18 protein-coding genes and 1 pseudogene are annotated in these 20,875 nt (G+C 33.2%); 2 read left to right on the top strand and 17 right to left on the bottom strand.

The window, feature by feature from the left end; all coding sequences use genetic code 11:
- Positions 1 to 79: 79 nt before the first annotated feature.
- The 9 genes from BC952_RS14590 to BC952_RS14550 all read right to left on the bottom strand — a co-directional run bounded on the left by BC952_RS14590 (position 80) and on the right by BC952_RS14550 (position 8,629).
- Complete coding sequence (locus BC952_RS14590; protein ID WP_121366317.1) at positions 80 to 1,099, bottom strand: glycosyltransferase family A protein; 1,020 nt, start codon at positions 1,097 to 1,099, stop codon at positions 80 to 82.
- Between the two features lie 2 nt (positions 1,100 to 1,101).
- Positions 1,102 to 1,950 carry a glycosyltransferase family 2 protein gene (locus BC952_RS14585; RefSeq protein ID WP_121366316.1) on the bottom strand — a complete coding sequence of 283 codons (849 nt, stop codon included), beginning with the start codon at positions 1,948 to 1,950 and terminating at the stop codon, positions 1,102 to 1,104.
- A gap of 25 nt (positions 1,951 to 1,975) precedes the next feature.
- A complete protein-coding gene (locus BC952_RS14580; RefSeq protein WP_121366315.1) occupies positions 1,976 to 2,914 on the bottom strand; it encodes a glycosyltransferase in 939 nt (312 codons plus the stop codon).
- A 151-nt stretch (positions 2,915 to 3,065) separates the two neighbouring features.
- A complete protein-coding gene (locus BC952_RS14575; RefSeq protein WP_121366314.1) occupies positions 3,066 to 3,977 on the bottom strand; it encodes a glycosyltransferase family 2 protein in 912 nt (303 codons plus the stop codon).
- A gap of 9 nt (positions 3,978 to 3,986) precedes the next feature.
- On the bottom strand, positions 3,987 to 4,877 hold the full coding sequence (locus BC952_RS14570) for a glycosyltransferase family 2 protein (protein ID WP_121366313.1): 891 nt from the start codon (positions 4,875 to 4,877) through the stop codon (positions 3,987 to 3,989).
- Positions 4,877 to 5,740, bottom strand: a complete 864-nt coding sequence (locus BC952_RS14565; protein WP_121366312.1) for a hypothetical protein — start codon at positions 5,738 to 5,740, stop codon at positions 4,877 to 4,879. The genes BC952_RS14570 and BC952_RS14565 overlap by 1 nt, the downstream gene beginning before the upstream one ends.
- Entirely contained in the window at positions 5,733 to 7,031 is a 1,299-nt protein-coding gene (locus tag BC952_RS14560; RefSeq protein WP_121366311.1) for an ABC transporter ATP-binding protein, read from the bottom strand. The genes BC952_RS14565 and BC952_RS14560 overlap by 8 nt, the downstream gene beginning before the upstream one ends.
- A gap of 185 nt (positions 7,032 to 7,216) precedes the next feature.
- Positions 7,217 to 7,573, bottom strand: coding sequence for a four helix bundle protein (locus BC952_RS14555; protein ID WP_121366310.1), 357 nt, complete (start codon positions 7,571 to 7,573; stop codon positions 7,217 to 7,219).
- Between the two features lie 186 nt (positions 7,574 to 7,759).
- The gene (locus tag BC952_RS14550; RefSeq protein ID WP_121366309.1) at positions 7,760 to 8,629 is read right to left on the bottom strand and encodes an ABC transporter permease; all 870 of its coding nucleotides are present in this window, start codon (positions 8,627 to 8,629) and stop codon (positions 7,760 to 7,762) included.
- Positions 8,630 to 9,272: 643 nt separating this feature from the next.
- Between BC952_RS14550 and BC952_RS14780 the strand changes: the two genes are divergently transcribed.
- On the top strand, positions 9,273 to 9,452 hold the full coding sequence (locus tag BC952_RS14780; protein ID WP_147405286.1) for a hypothetical protein: 180 nt from the start codon (positions 9,273 to 9,275) through the stop codon (positions 9,450 to 9,452).
- A gap of 1,130 nt (positions 9,453 to 10,582) precedes the next feature.
- Here the strand turns inward: BC952_RS14780 and BC952_RS14545 are convergent.
- The 4 genes from BC952_RS14545 to BC952_RS14530 form a co-directional block, all read right to left on the bottom strand.
- Positions 10,583 to 11,149: a DUF7010 family protein gene (locus BC952_RS14545; protein WP_208639996.1), complete on the bottom strand. Its 567-nt coding sequence runs from the start codon at positions 11,147 to 11,149 to the stop codon at positions 10,583 to 10,585.
- Between the two features lie 164 nt (positions 11,150 to 11,313).
- Complete coding sequence (locus BC952_RS14540) at positions 11,314 to 12,198, bottom strand: pepsin/retropepsin-like aspartic protease family protein (protein ID WP_121366308.1); 885 nt, start codon at positions 12,196 to 12,198, stop codon at positions 11,314 to 11,316.
- A 90-nt stretch (positions 12,199 to 12,288) separates the two neighbouring features.
- The gene (locus tag BC952_RS14535) at positions 12,289 to 12,984 is read right to left on the bottom strand and encodes a DUF4386 domain-containing protein (protein ID WP_121366307.1); all 696 of its coding nucleotides are present in this window, start codon (positions 12,982 to 12,984) and stop codon (positions 12,289 to 12,291) included.
- Between the two features lie 264 nt (positions 12,985 to 13,248).
- Positions 13,249 to 14,406 carry a hypothetical protein gene (locus tag BC952_RS14530; RefSeq protein ID WP_121366306.1) on the bottom strand — a complete coding sequence of 386 codons (1,158 nt, stop codon included), beginning with the start codon at positions 14,404 to 14,406 and terminating at the stop codon, positions 13,249 to 13,251.
- 142 nt (positions 14,407 to 14,548) lie between these two features.
- On the opposite strand from BC952_RS14530, the pseudogene BC952_RS15215 reads away from it, so the two are divergent.
- A pseudogene (locus BC952_RS15215) lies at positions 14,549 to 15,196 on the top strand (IS91 family transposase); the annotation flags it as partial.
- Between the two features lie 189 nt (positions 15,197 to 15,385).
- On the opposite strand, the gene BC952_RS14515 reads toward BC952_RS15215, so the two are convergent.
- The 4 genes from BC952_RS14515 to BC952_RS14955 all read right to left on the bottom strand — a co-directional run.
- Positions 15,386 to 15,982 (bottom strand): DKNYY domain-containing protein, encoded by a 597-nt coding sequence (locus tag BC952_RS14515; RefSeq protein WP_121366303.1) that lies wholly within the window; start codon positions 15,980 to 15,982, stop codon positions 15,386 to 15,388.
- A gap of 740 nt (positions 15,983 to 16,722) precedes the next feature.
- Entirely contained in the window at positions 16,723 to 18,666 is a 1,944-nt protein-coding gene (locus tag BC952_RS14510) for a polysaccharide biosynthesis protein (RefSeq protein WP_425269367.1), read from the bottom strand.
- Between the two features lie 208 nt (positions 18,667 to 18,874).
- Positions 18,875 to 20,017 (bottom strand): DegT/DnrJ/EryC1/StrS family aminotransferase, encoded by a 1,143-nt coding sequence (locus tag BC952_RS14505; RefSeq protein WP_121366301.1) that lies wholly within the window; start codon positions 20,015 to 20,017, stop codon positions 18,875 to 18,877.
- Positions 20,018 to 20,651: 634 nt separating this feature from the next.
- The coding region (locus BC952_RS14955; RefSeq protein ID WP_208639995.1) for a hypothetical protein at positions 20,652 to 20,875 on the bottom strand (224 nt) is incomplete at its 5' end.

The following is a 20,875-nucleotide window of genomic DNA, read 5'->3' as shown; positions in this document are numbered from 1 at the left end:
CTTCCTACATTTAATAATTTGCATTGTTTTTATAAGCTAGCTGACATTGCTCTTAGAACAAAATAGTTATATTATAAATTTAATACTCTTTAGCTTCTGATTTCGTCAATCCTTTGTATCTTAAAAATAATTTCCAAATTGATTTTCTAAATAATATTTTGGAAAAAACCTTGATTTTAAACCAATTCATAAAAGCATTTGATTTTACTTTTGACAACTGAGGCACTTTATCATACACAAAATTATTCACTTTCAAATCTTCAACATGTTTTGACATCCAGTCCTCAAGTGTATTCCCCATGTGATAGGCATAATTTTCCTCTGTCGATAAACGCCAATAGCCTTGAAAAGAAACTGGCTTGTCCAATAAATCGCTCTCACTCTCACCACCTAACTTGAAAACTGAATAGGAATGTCTTAGTTTTTTAAAAACATCTGAACGATAAGTCCCTACAAAATGACCCGCTCCAACGACAGCATGGACATGATTATTGGAAACGGTTAAGTATTTTTTCAGATGATGTTTGTTAAACAGTCTTGGATTTCCAATACTGTCAGCAAAAGATTGCATTGCCTTAGGATTTTTTACATTTCTAAATCTTAATGATTCTGAAATCAATTTTTCGAAAAAAATATTAGTAGTATAATATTTAAGTAATTTTGAGTTTGGACATGGCGAAACTGAACCTGTTTTTGGAAATGCTTCAAAAACAGCATATGTTTCTTCTTGCCAATTATTTACAAACAAAACATCTGCATCCGCAATAGTAATTAAAGTAAATTGATTACCCGTAAGACCTTTTAAAATAGCATTTAATTTACCAATGTTTGTAGTGTGCACTACCTCATGTATTATTTCATTCTGAAACAAATGATCCAAATAGGTCCTGACTTCATCACAGCTTCCATTATTTACAACTGTAAAATAGGTTCTCTTATGACTAGTTCTAAAAAGAGAGTCCAAACAAAGTTTTAGAATCGAAAAATTGCCTTTAAAATACCCCTCCTGATTGGGTATGTAGACTGGAACTAAGACCTGATGAAAAAAATCGCTAGGATGTAATTTTTTATCTTTTTGTGGATTAAAACCTATTCGCATTATTAGTTCTCTTTCAAATTTGACATTCTATATCCTTTTATTGTATTCCCTAGCTGAGCAATATTTCCTGAACGTAATAACTTTTTAACACCTTCAATGATTCCCAAATACAATTGTTGCTTTAGTACAGATGCAGAAAAATGCTTTCTATAGAAATAAAAATAAAGTTTCTGTTTTTCTAGTGCAACATTTAATGTTCTTCCCTTATCGCGTTGACCTCCTGATGCTGCTCCAAGATGTTCTACTAATATCTTTGGCTGAAAATAAATATTAGCTCCGGCTTGCAACAAGCGCATTCCATAATCCCAATCATCTCCCCAAATGGTGAAATTTTCATCAAAATAAAAACCCGCTTCTTTAAATATTAATCTTTTCACAATATTGAGACCGGAACACACTTGCAGACGAAAGCGTCCCTTGGAAAAATTATGCGGTTTGGCAATAGTATCTAAAACGGTATGATACACAAATTCAGCTTTTTCCATCCCTTCAAATTGAATTCCTGGAATAAGCACATCTACAATATTAGGGTCAAGTGTAGCTATTATTTGTTCAAAAGCAATACCCGGTATTCTCAGGTCATCATCTAGAAAAAAAAGCCATTCCTCTTCCTTATACAATTGCAAAGCCAAATTTCTGGAATGATTTACGGAGTTATCTCTATTGTTTTCTATGATAGAAAAAGAATAATCCAAGGACAATTTCTCAATTTCTTCTTTGATAGATTCCTGACTTTGATCTACTATAACCACTTGAGATATATGTTTTGAAAAAAAATTTAAATCATAAAGTAAGTTGCTTAAATAGCCAATACGATCTCTTGTGGGGATAACTAAAAAGAAATTTTTCATGAGATAGAATATATCATTTAAGAAATTATTTTTTTACAAAACCAAACAGTTTTGCTTTTTTGAGTACTATTATGACACCCGTTTTAAGTAATCGAAAATGAAATTGTATTAATTCACCCAATCCAATTTGACTGCAATAATAAGAAGATAATATCAGATAATTTTTAAGCAAAGGAATATTAAAGAAAGCCTGTTCTAACTTTTTAAGTATAATCTTCTTTTGTTCTCTAGAAAACGAAGCTGAGTACTCTAGAAAAAGCACCGCGCAAAATTCATAAGTAGCTTGATTTTTCTTTATTTTCAAACCTGAGTCACCTGTGATACTATGAAAAGAAACTCTCACAGACATAGTCGCTTCATTGATAGAATAGCAATTCTCAAAATCAGAAAACTCCAAAACTGCCATGTCGTCTGAATGCCAAGCTAGAGAAAAATTTCTAAAGGTCATTTCTATCACTGTTGATTTTCTAAAGATGTATTCACTCAGGGAGCTTCTGGTTTTTTTTGAAAATTTTCTACATAAAAAATCGGTAGTCTTTTCTAGTAACGGGTGTTTATAAACACTTGACAGAACATCGCCCATATCGTTTATAACCACAGTAGCAAATCGCACAACGTTTATAGTATTCAAATCAATATTGCTATGATTAGCATAAAACGAAGCTACAAGATTTAAACAAGGCACATCATCATCGCCCAATATCATTAACCATTCTTCATCTTTAGTCATCGCAATACAACGTTCCCATTGTTTAACCAATGAAGTCCCTCCGAGATTTTCTTCAAAACGATGATATTCAAAATCAAACTTTTGTTGGTACTTTTCTAACAAATCATCTGGACTTTCTTGACTGGCATCATCACCTATATATACCATAAATCGCTTATCCGTTTGATCAGCTAGCGATTGTAATGTAGCTTCAAAGAAAGAAAGTTTGTAGTAGGGAATTACTATGGCTAACATTTAATACTTTTATTATCCTTATGATTTTATTGAAAATTGCTACAAAAAAAAACCTACTTCAGCTAAAAGAAAACTTTGCAAATTATAAAAATGAAATGTGAAATTTTCTTTCAAAAAAATATATTTACAATATCGGAAACAAATATTAATATCAAACTTTTTTTAATTTATTAAAAATCCAAGTACAAATAGTTAACAACCGCATTATTTTTAAAAAGTGTTTAATCTTAAAACCTAATTTAAAAGTATTAGACTCTTTTATGTTTTTTAATTTAATTTGAAATTCTCTTGTAGAATCATAATGTTTTTTTATTGAAAAAGCTAAATATTCAAAAAAATCTTTTTCTGTCAAAAATCTTTTTAATAAATCAAACGACTCAAAATAATTAACGCTCATGTGATTGTAATCTTTCGTCATATTTTTTGGATGTAATCTATAATATGCTAAAGTTTTATCAATGAAGCAAACATTAGGTTCTATCTGAAGCAAATACAGCCACATTAACCAATCTTCTTTTGCTTTTAACTCTAATGGAAATCTAAAATCATGGAATAGACTAGCCTCAAAAAAACCGCAATGAATTGGAATGTTAAAAACTGAATCCCAATTAAACAATACACTTTTAAAATTAAATAAGTCATGATTCAAGTCATAAGAAGGGTTTATCAAATTCTTTGTATTATTTTTAAAAATTTTAAAATTTGTAATTACAATTTTTTTATTTTTATTTTCCTGTTGATGTATTTCTTTTAATGATAACATTAATTTTTTACTATCAATCAAATCATCCGAATCAACAAATTGAATGTAATATCCTTTTGCTTTTTCTAATCCAACATTTCTAGCACTACTCACCCCCATGTTTTCTTGAAATACATAGTAAAACCTATCATCTATGCCAGTATATCTTTTTACTATATCTTCAGTATTATCAGTGCTCCCATCATCTACAATTATACATTCCCAATTCGGATAAGTTTGTGACCAAACACTTTCCAAGGTCTCGCCTATAAACTGAGCACGATTATACGTGGGAATAATTATAGAAACTAATGAATTCATAACTTATTTTTATTTTCTTCTAAAAACATTAAAAAATATTGATTTAATAAAACCAAAATAGTCAGTAAACAAAAAATTAATTAAATAAATTTTAGAAATTTTAAAAAAATAATTTAATTCTTTTTTATTATAAATATAACATTTAGAGATTTTTAAAAGCAACTCAATTTTCTGATTCTTTACAAACTGGCCACTCTTTTTCGTCAATAAATAGTTATAAAAATAGAAAGTAGCTTTTGCTTTTAATTTCAAATTATTTTGATTTCCTGAAATACTCAAATCAGTAATTCGAATGTAAACTACTGCTTCATTTATAGTAATAACTTCTTTAAAATCTGAAAATTCTAAAACTGCTAATACATCCGAAAACCATGCTAAAGGAAAATCTTTGAAACCTATATTTAAAATCTGTTTTTTATTAAATACATATTCACTTAACGAACTCCTTGAATCTCTAAAAATAAAATCAATAGATTTTTCACTCCTTGGATGTGAATATATTTTGGAAATTGACATTCCGTCTCCATCAATTTTCATACTTGCAAACCTTATAATATTTGAAACTCTCGTAATTCCCTCAATATCATGATAAAAAGCCTCCACTACATTTTCTCCTAACACATCATCATCTCCCAATATCATTATCCACTTTTCTTTGTTTGATAATGCAATACAACGTTCCCATTGTTGTGTAAGCGAAATTCCTCCCAAATTTTCTTCAAAACGATGATACACAAAATCAAACTTTCGTTGGTACTCTTCCAACAATTCAATTGGACTCTCAGGACTGGCATCATCACCAATATAAACTTTGAATCGCTGATCCGTTTGACTTGCCAAAGACTGTAAAGTTTGTTCAAAAAAAGTAAGCTTATAATAAGGGATTACTATCGCTAACATTATTCTCTACCAATTATTATTTTTACCATAGACTTAAATATTTTCATTTTTGACAAATTAATCAATATTTGTCTGTTTCTGATCGAATATGTATTAATGAATTCATCTATTGATTTTGAAGGCAAAAAATGTAATTTATTCCATACCTCAGGATTTATTGGATGTATGTTATTATAATTCATATAATCCGAACTTGAAATGTTTTTCCAAAATTCAAAATAGTTCTTGGTATTAAAATCATCACGATGGCCCCAATTTTTTATTTTTGTTTGAATTTCATCATCCGTTCGAGCCCATGATTGATGAACTACATTAACATTAACAAAATGATTTCTTACTTTGGTATTATACCTTGTAAACTCATATTTATTCAAATTTGTAATAAAAGGAAATTTCTCATCATTATCAATGTATAGAAACCCTTCTTCAGTTTGTTTAAATAATGTAATTAATTTACCCTTAAAAACTATAGGAGTAAACTTTGGAAATAAAGTTAAATACCAATATTTATTTAAATAATTAGTTAATGTTTTGAAATCATATACATATTCATCAACATCCAATTGAATTAACCATCCCCTACCCATCTTTTTTAATAATAGGTTACGTTCCCTTGTTTCGCATTCAATAGGGATTAATTCAGAAATATAAAAATTATCTTCATAAATCTGAATCTTATTTTTATAATCTAACAATTCAATATTTTCAAAGAATGACAATGGCAATTCATAGTCATTCCCACTCCATGTCCTTCTATTGACATCAATAGCAATAAATATTTTATCTGCTTCTTCATATATTTGATTAATTGACGTAAAAATCAAATCATAATCGTATGACAATAAGTACCCGACTTTAATCATTATCTTTATTTAGAATTTCAACACTCCATTTAGAATGTAAATATACTTTTGAATGGCTCGGTAATTGTTTTGTTCTCTTTGTATAAGCACTTTGTTCAATAATGAAATTGAAAAAATTTTTAATGTCGTACACCCCTTCAACCTGTCCTATTCCAAACCAAATATTCATAGAATAGGAACTAGGAATAAATAATAACTCCGACGTTTCTATTTCAAAAATTTTACAATCTTTATTCTTTAATTTATTCGAATAAAATCCATCATCTTCATTTGTTAAATGAGACATTAACCCACCATTCTTATCTAGAATATCAATTGCTATCGATAAATCATCAAAATCATCTTTGATTAAAATATTTAAAATTATTTTAATTTTTTGCCCTAAAAGAATACTTGTTCCTGATTTGACAATTCTATCATTAACTTTTACATGAAATGACAAAATTTCAATCTTATTAGAATAATCCTTGTAAACGGGCGGGTCACTAAACACTTTCGAAAAAATTTCAGTGTAATAATCTACACTTTCCTCAATCCCCCCCTCAAACACCACTTTCCCATGCTCAAGCACAATTCCCCTGGTACACAAACTCTTTACTGCCGCCATATTATGACTCACAAACAATACCGTTCTACCGCCTTGTCTTGAAATATCCTGCATTTTCCCCAAAGCTTTCTTCTGAAACTCAGCATCGCCTACAGCCAAAACCTCATCAATGATAAGAATTTCAGGTTCTAAAAATGCCGCTACGGCAAAAGCCAATCGCACCGTCATTCCGGAACTGTATCGTTTTACCGGTGTGTCAATATAGCGTTCGCATCCCGAAAAATCAATGATTTCGTCCAGTTTTGCAGCAATCTCTTTCTTGGTCATTCCCAGAATGGCACCGTTCAAGAAAATGTTTTCCCTACCCGTCAACTCCGGATGAAAACCTGTTCCCACTTCAAGCAAAGAAGCAATCCTCCCTCTGGATTTAATACTTCCCGTGGTGGGTGCTGCCACTTTGGACAGAATTTTAAGCAAAGTCGATTTTCCAGCCCCGTTTTTTCCTATAATACCAATGACTTCTCCGCGCTCCACTTCAAAGTTGATATCCTGCAAAGCCCAGACATAATCACTCTCCCCTTTGGTACTGCGGTCATTAGTATCACCTATTTTAAGATAGGGATCCTCTTTCCCTCTCAGTTTATGCCACCATCGGTTCAAATCATGACTGATGGTACCAGTACCTACCTGTCCCAAACGGTATTGTTTGGAGATATTTTCAGCTTTTAATATAATGTCTTCCATAATAAGTGAGTGGTGAATCGTGAGAAGTGAAAAGGTGTTAGCGAGATGAAATTCGTTAGCCTTGAAATGATATTAGTTAGTAGTTTTTAGTGAGATGTAAAACGATAGTATTGAAAAACGGGATTTTGTTACCCAATTCTATTCACTTTTTACTACTCATGCTTCACTTCTGATTTTTCACTCTTTTACTTTTCACTCTTTCTTTCTAAATAATTTCTAAATCCTAAAAGTATTTTTTTAACATCGGTAATTTGATTCTCAATATTTTCCTCTTTACTAGTATAATTTATTCTAACAGCTATTGTATATTGGGTGTCTAACTCTGAAAGTGAGCCCAAGGCAATATAAAGGAAATGAATTAATTCCTTATCTCCTTTTCTTGCGGACCCTTCAGCAATATTAGATGGAATTGAAACTGCAGATCTTCGCATTTGACTCGTCAAACCAAATTTTTCCGAATCTGGAAATGTTTGAGTCAACTTATAAATAGTCTCCACCAAATCCATGCTTTTCTTCCAAACCTCCAAATCTTTATTATCCATATCTTTTTTATTTAATGAAATTTTTTTGCAAACAGTGCGTATAAACTATGAATTCACTTCCTCACCCTCACCCTTCACTTTTCACTTCTCACCTCCTCACCCTTCACTTTTTACTTCTCACTTTTTACTTCTCACTTCTCACCTCCTCACTTCTCACCTCCTCACTTCTCACTTCTCACTTCATCACTAAACCGTATCTATAAATGTTTTTTCTGTTTTGTTAAAAATCAGCAATCCTATAAAAAAAACAGCTACCGCTACAACACCAACATATAGAAAGGAACCAACCGAAAAACTTCCAGTGTTCAACAACATATATCGAGATATTTCAATAACATACGCCATCGGATTATAATCAATAATCCACGAATAATCAGGCATCTTTTCTTGTATCAATGCCAATGGGTAATTGACCGCCGAAATATACATCAGCAACTGTATTCCAAAAGTCACTAAATAGGTCAAGTCCCTGTATTTAGTGACCATAGAAGAAATAATCATTCCAAGACCCAACCCCAACAACCCCATCAAGAATACTAAAACCGGAAAAAAAAGGAGCGTAAAATTAGGCGATAAGGACTCCCCAGATACTATAAAATAAATATAAAAAACTACAAAAATAAGCAACTGCAATCCAAACTTAATCAGGTTGGAGAGCACTATAGATAATGGCATGATGATTCTTGGAAAATAAACTTTCCCAAACAACCCGGCATTGGCTTTAAAAGTATCCGAAGTAGCCAACAAACAGGAGGAAAAATAATTCCAAACAGTAATACTGGCTAAATTAAACAAAAACGGCGGAACACTACCAGTAACAATTCCTGCAACAGTATTGAAAATAATAGTAAAAATAACGGATGTAAACAGCGGCTGGATAAAATACCAGAGCGGACCTAAAACGGTTTGTTTGTAAACCGTTACAATATCTCTTTTAACAAAAAGCAGCAACAAGTCCCTATACTGCCAAACCTCATTAAGATTCAGTGAAAAGAATTTATTTTTAGGCGTTATTTCAAACAACCACGGCGTAGCGCCATTTTCTGAATTATTCATTGTTTTAGGATGCTTATGTACAAAGTAAAACATCGCAAGCCGACATTCATTTTCTTTATACAACGGTGGTATTATCAGGCAAATATAACCATTTGCTCTAGAATTAACCCATTGGGTGTAATTATTAAAAATGGCAGCTCAAATACTTTTTTTAGCATGAACGAAAAAGAAAACAAATTGCTAACCATTTTAATTACACCCAACGGGTTAATAATAATAATAATAATAATAATAAACGTTCATTCAACCCCTCCTCTCCCGCCCTTATAGTTATATCCCAAAAAATCACGGTAAGTATTTAAGCCTTGGCCGAAGGGAGCAGCCCCCGAGTCGAGTGTGAAACACGAGCGGCTGGGGTTGCGATAGGAAAATACGTCCGATGATTTTGGGATATAACTATTCAGGCTTGATCTTTTGTTTCTTTTTTCATCAAGGAAAAAAGTAAAGATCGTTCTTCAGAAATAATAATAATAATAATAATAATAATAGTAGTTCCAATAAACGTTCATATAAACCCTCCTCTAACCGCCCTTAAATAAAAGCATAAAAAACAACATTTGAAATTAAAAGGAGGACTGCCAGTGGCAGTCAGGTAAAAAACCCAAAACAGCTTTTGATTTTCAGGCAGTGAAATCGAAGATTCATGAAAACCAAAAAAACAATAACAACCCGTGAATATTTTTTTGTTTCTTTTTTGATCAAGCAAAAAAGAAAAGATCGTTCTTCATATAAAGTAGTAGTAGTAGTAGTAGTAGTAGTAGTAGTAGTAGTAGTAGTTCCAATAAACGTTTATGTAACCACTCCTCTAACCGCCCTTAAATAAAAAGCATAGAAAAACAACGAAAAAGTAAAGTGGCAGCAGTCCGCTAGTTGAGCCTGGAAGGCGAACGGCTCGGGCTGCGGAACGGTACTTTGAGGTAGTTTTTGAGCTTTTGATTTTCAGGCTTGATCTTTTGTTTCTTTTGTATCAAGACAAAAGAAAAATAAGTACACCTTGATTTTTACTCTCAATAAAAAGTCATTGGTAACACCATTTAAAGTCTCCATATAGTCGAAACAACATCATGCTCTGAATTTCCGACTCCCTTTAGGGCTGGGGTAAAAACGAAAATCACAAACCTCCTCACTAAAACCCAATACCAAAAACCTAGAACCCATAACTGAAAACTCCTCTCCTGCCCTTAAATAAAAAGCATCGAAAAACAACGAAAAAGTAAAGTGGCAGCAGTCCGCGAGTTGAGCCTGGAAGGCGAACGGCTCGGGCTGCGGAACGGCGCTTTGAGGTAGTTTTTAAGCTTTTGATTTTCAGGCTTGATCTTTTGTTTCTTTTGCATCAAGGCAAATCGAAGATTCAGCGAACACCACTTATAATAAAAGTTAAGTGAGCTAAAAGAAAAGAGTGTTCTTGAATAATACTATATAGTACCAATAGACCTACAGTTAACCCATATATATTTTTTGTTTCTTTTGAAATCGAAGATTCACGAACTCCAATAAAGCAGTAACTTGTGACTAATCAAAGCAAAAGAAGAAACGTTCAATAATAACCCATGAATACTTTTCTATCACTTTTTTGATCAAGACAAATCGAAGATTCAAACACATGAACTAAAAGAAAAGATCATTCTTTAAGAAATAATAATTTTAACCAAAAATAGTATTTGTTTATTTATATCGCATTGAAAAAGGCAAACACTCAATAAACGATTGTTTAGCGCTACAAAAAACCTATAAATACGCTTGATTTTCTTGTAACTCTTGTATCGAAAAACCCATAAAGAATAAACGTGTGGACGATTCCGTTCAAAAAAGGGTTACTTCACAAATAGTTATTTATTGTGATGTTCAGTGACTTTAATTCCTTGTTCATGCTGCACACCCAACAACTCTGGCTGCTACCAGCAGGTATTTTAATCTCATTTCATTTATGTAGCAAAGAGTCCCATCAATTTTCTATATCTTTTGTTTGTCATATCTGTAAAGACAATAAATAACAATCCCAAATATAATTTCAATTAAACCGCCTGTCAATGCAGAAGGAAAGCCGCCTGCTTCCATTCTAAAAAGAGCATAAGCTGCCAATCCCAGAATAATTCCCAAAACCCAATAAAGGCGTATACCGTAAATACTTGCAAAGGTTAAGTATCGTCCGGCAATGACCATCATCATTCCTTGAAAAAACCATTCTACTTTTATCAGTGACAAACCATAAGCTAACGGAATACACATAATCATCCATAGTGTACCTTCCATTGCCAGTTTCCCAAAAGGGTTATTCTTTTGATGTCCTCCTTTAATACCCATCAGTTTTCCAAGTAATGTTGCTATTGGAAAGATGAACATTCCTCCAATAATTAAAGTCCAGATCCCTTTTTGTGAGGAATGGTAATTTACAATCAAGCTCGAAAATACCCAAACTATTCCTGAAACAAAAACACCTATGGAGCCATACCCATAGCCATTTCTCATATCACCTTGGGCTTCGTGTAAATTACTGATATTTAAATTTTTATATATCATAGTTGCGTTAGATTGTTGAGTCAGTATTCTGTTTGCGGTTTTATGTTCACTTGCTGCAAGAGCTTTGGAACTAAAGTAAGCCTTCTTTTTGAAAGCACCAAAATTCCCAAATACAAAACCATTTTCTCGAGTAAATCTAAACCCACCATAGTACCAACCAGCGATTATATGCCGTTTTTCTTTTGGTCAATGTATTTGTCGTTAAATAAATGATTGGGTTTTAAGTACACGACGTTTTTTTGAAAATCAAGGAACAGGTTAAATCTTTTCAGAATTTCGTTGCCTAAAAGATGAACATTTTTATCACGTAATGGCTTTTGCGAAATGGTTGTTTGAACTGGAATATTTTTAACTTTATATTTTCCAATTTTTAAGGTTTTTAAATTAGAGGTAATAACAGGAATTTCATTTCCTTGCGCACCTTTCATGATTACTTTTTTGACAAACTCCATTTTGTTAGTTGGAAAGTTACCTTCTTTTAATAAATCATTATCTAACAGTACAGTTCTGTCAAAGCCTGTATCAAAGAGAAAAAGGGCTGTATTTACAATCCCATTTTCCTTTATTTCACTTGAAACTAAAAACAAGTCTTTCCAGAATTCCATTTTCAGTGTAGTGAATTTACTGTCTAATGGTACATATTTAGGTAATTCAGAATGAACAATCATAGAATGATTATCATAATTGAGTTCAACGACTTTTCCTTTGAAAAAGTCCCAACCAAATCTCCCATCGGTTTCATGTCCTGCTAATTCAGCGTCATAAACTTTAGTTTTATAATTTGTTGCTCCAATTTTTAAATTATAGAATGTGCTGTAAAGTTTGGGCTTAGATTTAAGTGTATTATTTAAAACATCATTTGTTAAAATCAATTCGGTTGTCCCGGTATCGAAATTTAAATTTAAAGTGTCTTTTTCATTGAAAATAGCTTTTATAAAAATGGTGTTATGGTCGTTAATAGTCAATGAAATAGTATCACGCAAGGGTATGTTTTGAGCAAAAATAGGAATCGACATAAGTACAAAAGCAATAAGTAAATTTCGTTTCATATTGTAGGTTGGTGTGTAGTTTGGAAGTAAATTAAGATTTATTTTTCGGTTTATCACTAATTTTCAATAGGGTGTGTTGTCTTTTTGGCATCAGTTTTTAATCATTTTAGAAGTATCAATACCTTTTATGAGTAGCCATAAGCAAAGTGATAACTCTCCAATAAAAATCGGGATAGCAAGATAGATAAACAATGGATTTTCAAAGCCTTTTGAAAGGAGCATTGTAAAGCTATTTACCAAGTAACACAAACCCGTAACGGCATAAAGTGCCCCAAATAGTTTAGGTAAATATTTTGATTTATAGAGTACATAACCTACAATTAGACAGTAAAATCCAAAGAACACCAAACCAATAGCGTAGCCTTGAGCCTGAATATTTAGTGATAGTAGAGAAAGGGTTGCAAGTTGATCCGGTTGGAATGTCTTTAGGTAAGTATCGTTGCTTAATAGCAGTAATGGTGAAATTTGATTCAGAAGGTTTACTGCAATTATAGCAGTTTGGATAATAACAAACGCAACTGCTAGCTGTAATAATAGCTTATTTGTTCGTTTGAATAAATAATAAATAATCAGTATGGTAGGCAAACCAACTACAAAGTTGATTAGGTCAGCAACAAAACCCCAACGAAAAAGCATTTCGTTGGTTTGAATGTTATGAGCGGTAGTCAAAGCATCGTTTGACACTCTTAATGTTTGTCTAACGAAAACTTCCGAAAATAACCCTGTAGCTATTACAATTAGATAGCAAAAGCCTGCAATTCGTGCTAAATTTTTATTTGAAATCATTTTGTTGGAAGTATAATTTAGTCATTGTCGTTTTTCTATATCTGTCAGTTCAATTTACTTTTCGTTACAGTGAATTCTACGGTTGTTTTCTTGCCTGACTGCTAACGTTATGATAAAAAAGCGTGTAAGCTACCAAATTAAGCCTTGCCTTCGGATTTGCTACCTGAACGATCGCATAAAAGTGAAGCAAATTCATCCCAAATAGAAAACCAACTTTCCTCCCGATACTTCGGGAAAACCTATTGCCCAAATCCGTTGTAGCTGTTACTGGGTGGCTTTTAATTTTACAGTATCAAACTTATTCTCCTTGGATATTTTTTCTATCCGCTGTCTTATAATTTTATTCAAATCTCCTTTTTTTACTTTCAATTCTTTTTCTATAAATAAAAGGAATTCCTCATCGCTTTTGCTCTTATTTAGAAAACGTTTTAATGTACTAATTCCTCCTTTTTCAAATGCAATATCACAAATTATAGCTCCAGTAACATATTGAGGGTTCGTTTCTTCATCTAATTTCCAAAATTCATTTGGTTTGTTTAAATCAATTTCAGGATGGTTTTTTAAATATTCATTAACTCTTTTTACACTATAAAGTAATGGTTTTCCTTTGTGAGCGTTTTCTTCTCCCCAATATGCTGATAGTCCTGTTAATAATAATTCATTTGCATTTGGAAAATAATTGTTTATAAAATGAGTGATTTCGTGTTGGTGGTTTTCACCTGCAAAAGCCGTAGCGTAAATTATATTATTATATTTATCAAAAAAGCCACATTCTGTTGCATTTCCCATTGATAACACATAATCAAAACCTTTGACTCTAAAAATATCTTCGCAATCACGACAAATAAAATAATTGATTATTTCAGGCTTTAGTTCAAACACAGAACAAATTTTATTTAAATATGCGTTTGCTTGTGCTGCCTTTTCTTCACTAAATTGATAGTCTGAATAAAAATGATAAATAATATTTCCTACTGTTCTTGTTTGCCAGTCTTTAATTAATTTAGGCTGATAATTTGTAAGATAAAAAATGTCATTTATTTTTGTTGCCACTACATTTGTAATAGCATAGATATCAAAAGTTTCACTATCATAAAATGCTGATTTTATAATATAATCATTTTCTGTTTTTGATATTGATAAAATTTTATTGTTCAGTTGAAAGTAATAAAGGGAAGGACTTAAAAATCCTTCGCTTTTCAATAAATCATAACTTTTGTATTTTATTCTGTCATTTTCACACCAATTTGGATTGTTATTTATTTCATCTGGATTTGACTTTAAATAATCACTCCAAAGTTTCACAATCTTACTTCTCTCTAAACTTAAAGTGTCTAAACCAATATTAACAGAAATTTTTTGTGCTGTTGTGTAAAAGATATTTGTAAAGATGAATAATAATGTGAAATATAATAGCTTCATATTTTGCTTTTAATGATTTTTCTGCGATTCTGCATACGGCTTGCCTTAACGTCAGTTGGTCTAAAAATCTACAAACGAACTGTATTTAGTTAATCAGAGAGTAAATATATATGATTTAAACTACAATTGAAATTCTTTATTGAAAAACGGACAGTGGCAAAATAGCAGAAACGGTGTTAGATTCTTGTTTCCGGTCAAAACCTTGTCTAAAGTTTTTAGGGCTAAATATTACGCCAAAATCAAGTCAAAATTACCTATTCAATACAACAAATTCGCCAGAAATTATGGCAGAAACCTGGGCGGTATTTACTAAGAAACCTTTTGGAAGCCCAATGTCGGTAGCGGAATATTTGGGTAAATACACCCATAAAATCGCCATTAGTACTGCTAGAATCAAAAGCATAGATAATGAAAACGTAACTTTTGATGATAAGGATTACCGTGTAGCGGGCATCAAAAAAAAAATCACACTTGCGCACCGGGATTGTATCAGGCGGTGTTCAATACATATTTTGCCCAAACGCTTAATCAAGATCCGTCATGACGGTTTTTGGAGCAGTACTTGGAAACGAGCAAAGTTGCAACTTTTACAAGAAAAACTGTAAGTGAAAGTATTAGAGAAAGAAGAAAAAAAGCCTTTCTTGCCTAAATGTCCGTGTTGTAAAACAGGCAACGTACATCGGATAGCAGTTTTGACCAGCGGGGTACACCTGCATGGTATCTTGGCGATAGCCAAAGTTCAATTCCCTATGAAAGTTCATTCTATGGATATGGGCACGTATGCCCATAAGTGAAGGAAAACACGTAAAAACCATCTTGATTTTACCATACAAAAAAAGAGGACACTCAATCCTCTTAAAATCCATTCAAACAACTTAACGATAACTCACAAATGTTGACGGCATGTAATCGATTCCGTTCAACACCTATTTCATTGTTCGTGCTACGCCCGCAACGAAGCCTTATCTGTTGTGTGGAGTTATTTTTTCTTTTTGTATCCATCAAATTTTTCCGTTAAAGTTTCACCTTGTCCGTCACCATAAATTACCCCATTGTATTTTAATGTGTCTATAAATGAAAATTCAGGATTAAATTTAATAAAGTGTGAGCTCAGTGCAGTTGTTTTCCCGCCAGAAGTCCGAATTACTTTAAAGTTTTCAACATCTTTAACATCCATTGGAATAGTCCCACAAAATATTGTATTGTCGTCACGTGAATATGGGTAGTCAAGCATCTTAAATGAAAGTGGATTTGCTCCTATCATAATTTCATTATCCATAAAAACTTGAAAGTTGTCTTTTGAATAACCTTGCCCTATTATGTTGAAAGTTTTACTATCTGCTGTAGGTATTATTGTTCCTGTATAAAAAACTTTACTTTTGTCTTTGGCGTAATCATTTTCTTTTAAAATTTCAAATGTCTCATTGTCAACTTCAATATATCTAACTCGTCTACCTGCCGCTTCGTCGTAAGTCACATAAGCCCATTTATTGTCAATTTTTCTGTAACCTGGATTACAACTTGTAATTAAAAAAGTCAGTAGAAATAAAAATAGTATTTTCTTCTTTGATATCATTTGTCTGTCGGTCTTTTAAAATTACACACAACTTGTATATATATCGGATAGCGTCCAACATATCTACCCTAAATTGGGTTGCTATGTCTGACAAACATCAGTATTTTTTGTTTTGCTAATATATAGTTTTTTTATTACAAATTATCAAAACAAAAAAAGACACCTCGTCAGCATCTTTCTATCGCTTCCCCCTATCATTATAAAGTCTATTCCTCAAATACTCCTAAAACGTACCTCTCCCTTTTCACTTTTCACAATTCACTTTTCATTATTCACTTTTCACAATTCCCTTTTCCCTTTTCATTATTCACTATTCCCTTTTCACTAAATCTCCTTTAGGATCAGGGTCAACCCAAAACCTAGAACCTAGAACTCCTAACCCCGCACTTATAGTTTTAACCCAAAAAATCACGGTAAGGATTTAAGCGTTGGCCGAAGGGAGCACCCCCCCAGTCGAGTGTGAAACACGAGCGGCTGGGGTTGCGATAGGAAAATACGTCCGATGATTTTGGGATAAAACTATTCAGGCAGTGATTTTTTTGTTTCTTTTTTGATCAAGCAAAAAAGAAAAGATCGTTCTTCAGAAATAATAAACCTACACCGAAAACCACTATAAAAACCACTATAAAAACCACTACAAACAACTACAATAAAAAATCCACTACAAACACAAAAAAGCCCATAAAACAAAACTGTCCTATGGGCTTCTCCCTAATAATAATAAAAATTATTAATAATTCTTATTTATCCAATAACTCAAAAGTCGAATTCATACTCTTAAACTCCGGCACAATCTTTTTCATTTTCGCAACAACAGCATCATTCTGATACTGATTAGCAATACCAATCAATTCATCAATATCAACATGAAGAGTTTCAAACTCATCTTGAATTTCCTGTGCAATCATAATTTTTTCATGATGCGTAGCCAATGTCTTTGACGTATCATTGAGCAATTCCTCATATAATTTCTCTCCCGGTCGCAAACCAACAATTTGAATTTTAATATCTTTTTCAGGAATGAATCCGGCAAGCTTAATCATCTTTCGGGCCAAATCAATAATTTTAACCGGTTTTCCCATGTCAAAAATATAAATTTCACCGCCGTTCCCCATGGCACCGGCTTCCAAAACCAGTTGGCAAGCCTCCGGTATCGTCATAAAATACCGAATAATATCAGGATGTGTAATCGTTAAGGGACCACCTTCCGCGATTTGTTTGGTAAACAAAGGCACAACGGAACCATTAGAACCCAAAACATTTCCAAAACGGGTAGTAATAAATTTTGTTGCGTTGGAATGAACCTCCCTTTGACTTCTTAGATGAAGGGATTGAACATATTTCTCTGCTATTCGTTTACTGGCTCCCATCACATTGCTGGGATTCACCGCTTTATCGGTAGACACCATTACAAATTTCTTTACGTTGTACTTACAAGCTAAATCAGCTAGATTTTTAGTGCCCTGAATATTGGTAAGAATGGCTTGAGAAGGATTTTCCTCCATCAAGGGAACGTGCTTGTAGGCAGCAGCGTGAAAAACCACTTGAGGACGATACAAACTGAAAAGATTCTCCAAAGCCTCTTTATTACGGATATCACCTATTACAGTTCTGATTTTTGAATCAGAAATTAGAGCTTGGGTCTCTAGGCATAAATGATGCAGCGGAGTTTCCGCTTGATCTAAAATAATAATCTTTTTAGGATGAAAACTCAATACCTGACGTACAATTTCACTGCCTATCGATCCTGCTGCTCCGGTAATCAGTACAGTCCTGTCTTTCAGCTGTCTAGTAATTGATTTATTATCTAATACAATGGGTTGTCTTTCTAATAAATCCTCAATTTCTATATTCTTTACTTTTTGGGAAATCTCCTTTTGGTTTTCCCAGTTAGAAATCAAAGGGACATTATACACCTTAAAATTGTATTCTAAACATTGGTCCACAATGATCAATTGCTCTTCTTTGGTCAAGCTTTTATCTGCTATAATGACACCTTCAGCACCCACGGAGCGCATCAAGGTCGGCATCTTTTTCTTTTGCACCAAAATAGGCAAATCCAACATTCTTTTGGAGGCATTTTGATTGTTCTTGTCTACAAAACCAACAATTTTAAAACGGGAAGGAGTTTCAAATTTTAACGCATTGGCTACAGATATCGCATTCGCATCAGTACCATAGATAATGGCTCTGATGAGTTTATTATTCCCTTTCTCCGAAAAATAAAGTTCAAAAGTCTGTTTCACGACCACACGATACAAAAACAAACCACAAAAAGAGAGCACGACATTGATAAACAAAGCGGTATTCAAAAAGGCTTTGTCATCAAACAGCAACTCATAAGCAAAATTAAAAAAAAGAAGCAGCACCAAAACAGCCATTTGTGAAAACAAAAGTTTGACTGCATCGATGTAAGAAGAGTGTCTGATAATTCCGGAATACGTTCTAAAAATCCAAAAGAAGAAAATATTAACGCCAAAAAAAGAACTTATAAAAAGAAAACGATGTGACGTAATAATATAATCCAGACCAGTTCCTCTGAAGATCAGATAGGTAAAAAAGAAAGCGACAATCAAAACAGTCACATCCATCATCACGATGATCCAACGGGGCAGATAACTAAGGTTATGAATATTAAATCGCAGATTAGCTCTCGAAAAATATTTTGAAACAAACCCATCCAGATTCGTATTATTATTTCTATCCAATTGATATAGCTTTAAAATTATTCTTTGTTATGATAACAAAACTACAAATAATTGATGTTAAAATAACAGGTTTATGCATTACATTTCGGTTTTTATAACGACTATGATAAAAACGCAACCGGACTTCGGGCACGGATGATATCGTTTTAAAAGACCGCTTTTTCAAAAAGACAGGCTTCTTGGTTTATCCTAAGCCCATTAATTGCAAGAAGACCCCTTTAATCCTGTTTAGTGCTTCATCACTAAGATTTGAACCCGACGGCAAACAAAGTCCATGCGCAAATAAAGTTGCGGCTACTGCATGACCGTAATAGGCATTTTCCTTAAAAAGAGGTTGCAAATGCATCGGTTTCCAAAGGGGACGAGATTCAATATTTTCCTCGGAAAGCGCTTGCATCACTTTATCTCTTGTCATTTGATAAGGATTAATGGGATCTATTAAAATGGCAGTCAACCAATAATTAGAAAAATAGCGGTCATCAGGTACAGCATGCACCGTAATTCCGGCGATACCTTCAAAAAAAACGGTATAAAATTGATGGACCCACCTCCTTGATACCAAATGTTTTTCCAGTACTTCCATTTGTCCCCGACCGATGCCGGCACATACATTGCTCATTCTGTACGTATACCCGATCTGACTGTGCTCATAATGACTAGCATCCTCCCTGGATTGCGTGGCATAAAAAATAGCTTTCTTCTTTAAGGCCGCGGAATTTGTCACAATAGCACCTCCTCCCGAGGTCGTTATGATTTTACTGCCATTAAAAGAGAATATGCCAACATCCCCAAAAGTGCCACATTTTTGTCCTTTATAACTACTTCCTAGTGCCTCAGCGCTATCTTCCAAAATTGGAATTCCATAAATATCAGCAAGCGCTCGAATGGCGTCAATGTTATAAGGGATTCCGTATAAATGCACTGCAATAATAGCTTTGGGCTTTTTCCCTTTTTTTATCTGGTCAATGATAGCTTCTTCAAGGGCAATAGGACATAAATTCCAGGTTTCGGCCTCACTGTCTATAAAAATAGGGATTGCCCCTTGATACAAAATAGGATTGGCTGAAGCTGAAAAGGTCATGCTCTGACAAAGTACGGTATCACCTGACTGAACCCCTAAAAGAATCAATCCCAAATGAATGGCCGCGGTACCCGAGTTCAATGCGGCAACATACCATGAACCCAGATAATGCTCCAAACTTTGTTCAAAAAAATCAATATTGGGTCCTATCGGAGCAATCCAGTTGGTATCAAAGGCCTCTTGGATATATCGTTGTTCGTTTCCTCCCATATGAGGAGGTGAAAGCCAAATTTTGTTTTTTTGCATCTTCAAAATAAAGAGTTGTTCCTATTCATAACGAATACGATTGGAATATATTTTTTAAAGTTAAAAATTTATAGGAACGGAGACCGCAGTTAACTCAAGATAAATAAAAAGTGGAATAAAAATAATTCAGCACAACTCCCTGCTCAAAGAAAACTAAAAAACGCTTTTCAACTATTTTTATAAAATAACGATAGCTATTTTATAAAAATGTACCGAAAATTATTCCAGCCGCTACAGAGCTGTCATCTTGAGCACCGTCGGGGGACAACATCACGTTCTGATTTTTCGACTCCCTTTAGGGCTGGTTCAAAACGAAAATTGCAAACCCAACATCCATAAAACCAATAAACGTTCATATAAACCCTCTTCTAACCGCCCTTATAGTTTTATCCCAAAAAATCAAGGTAAGGATTTAAGCGTTGGCCGAGGGGAGCAACCCCCGAGTCGAGTGTGAAACACGAGCGGCTGGGGTTGCGATAGAAAAATACGTCCGATGATTTTTGGGATAAAACTATTCAGGCTTGAAATCGAAGATTCATGAATACCAAAAAAACAATAACAACCCGTGAATAATTTTTGTTTCTTTTGAAATCGAAGATTCACGAACTCCAAAAAAGCATTAACTTGTGAGTAATCAAGACAAAAGAAAAAATTGTACTTCATATAAAGTAGTAGTAGTAGTAGTAGTAGTAGTAGTAGTAGTAGTAGTAGTAGTAGTAGTAGTAGTAGTAGTAGTTCCAATAAACGTTTCTGTAACCACTCTTCTAACCGCCCTTAAATAAAAAGCATAAAAAAACAACGAAAAAGTAAAGTGGCAGCAGTCCGCGAGTTGAGCCTGGAAGGCGAACGGCTCGGGCT

Origin of the sequence: Flavobacterium limicola (assembly GCF_003634755.1) — a bacterium.
GTDB lineage: Bacteria > Bacteroidota > Bacteroidia > Flavobacteriales > Flavobacteriaceae > Flavobacterium > Flavobacterium limicola.
This window is presented reverse-complemented; position numbering and strand designations above follow the sequence as displayed.

Excerpts from the sequence above, each read along its gene's own strand:
- BC952_RS14575 (WP_121366314.1), bottom strand. The coding sequence starts at position 3,977 with ATGAATTCATTAGTTTCTATAATTATTCCCACGTATAATCGTGCTCAG.
- BC952_RS14550 (WP_121366309.1), bottom strand. The coding sequence starts at position 8,629 with ATGAATAATTCAGAAAATGGCGCTACGCCGTGGTTGTTTGAAATAACG.
- BC952_RS14580 (WP_121366315.1), bottom strand. The coding sequence starts at position 2,914 with ATGTTAGCCATAGTAATTCCCTACTACAAACTTTCTTTCTTTGAAGCT.
- BC952_RS14780 (WP_147405286.1), top strand. The coding sequence starts at position 9,273 with ATGAAAACCAAAAAAACAATAACAACCCGTGAATATTTTTTTGTTTCT.
- BC952_RS14590 (WP_121366317.1), bottom strand. The coding sequence starts at position 1,099 with ATGCGAATAGGTTTTAATCCACAAAAAGATAAAAAATTACATCCTAGC.
- BC952_RS14570 (WP_121366313.1), bottom strand. The coding sequence starts at position 4,877 with ATGTTAGCGATAGTAATCCCTTATTATAAGCTTACTTTTTTTGAACAA.
- BC952_RS14535 (WP_121366307.1), bottom strand. The coding sequence starts at position 12,984 with ATGATTTCAAATAAAAATTTAGCACGAATTGCAGGCTTTTGCTATCTA.
- BC952_RS14540 (WP_121366308.1), bottom strand. The coding sequence starts at position 12,198 with ATGAAACGAAATTTACTTATTGCTTTTGTACTTATGTCGATTCCTATT.
- BC952_RS14505 (WP_121366301.1), bottom strand. The coding sequence starts at position 20,017 with ATGCAAAAAAACAAAATTTGGCTTTCACCTCCTCATATGGGAGGAAAC.
- BC952_RS14530 (WP_121366306.1), bottom strand. The coding sequence starts at position 14,406 with ATGAAGCTATTATATTTCACATTATTATTCATCTTTACAAATATCTTT.
- BC952_RS14515 (WP_121366303.1), bottom strand. The coding sequence starts at position 15,982 with ATGATATCAAAGAAGAAAATACTATTTTTATTTCTACTGACTTTTTTA.
- BC952_RS14545 (WP_208639996.1), bottom strand. The coding sequence starts at position 11,149 with ATGATATATAAAAATTTAAATATCAGTAATTTACACGAAGCCCAAGGT.
- BC952_RS14560 (WP_121366311.1), bottom strand. The coding sequence starts at position 7,031 with ATGGAAGACATTATATTAAAAGCTGAAAATATCTCCAAACAATACCGT.
- BC952_RS14555 (WP_121366310.1), bottom strand. The coding sequence starts at position 7,573 with ATGGATAATAAAGATTTGGAGGTTTGGAAGAAAAGCATGGATTTGGTG.
- BC952_RS14585 (WP_121366316.1), bottom strand. The coding sequence starts at position 1,950 with ATGAAAAATTTCTTTTTAGTTATCCCCACAAGAGATCGTATTGGCTAT.
- BC952_RS14565 (WP_121366312.1), bottom strand. The coding sequence starts at position 5,740 with ATGATTAAAGTCGGGTACTTATTGTCATACGATTATGATTTGATTTTT.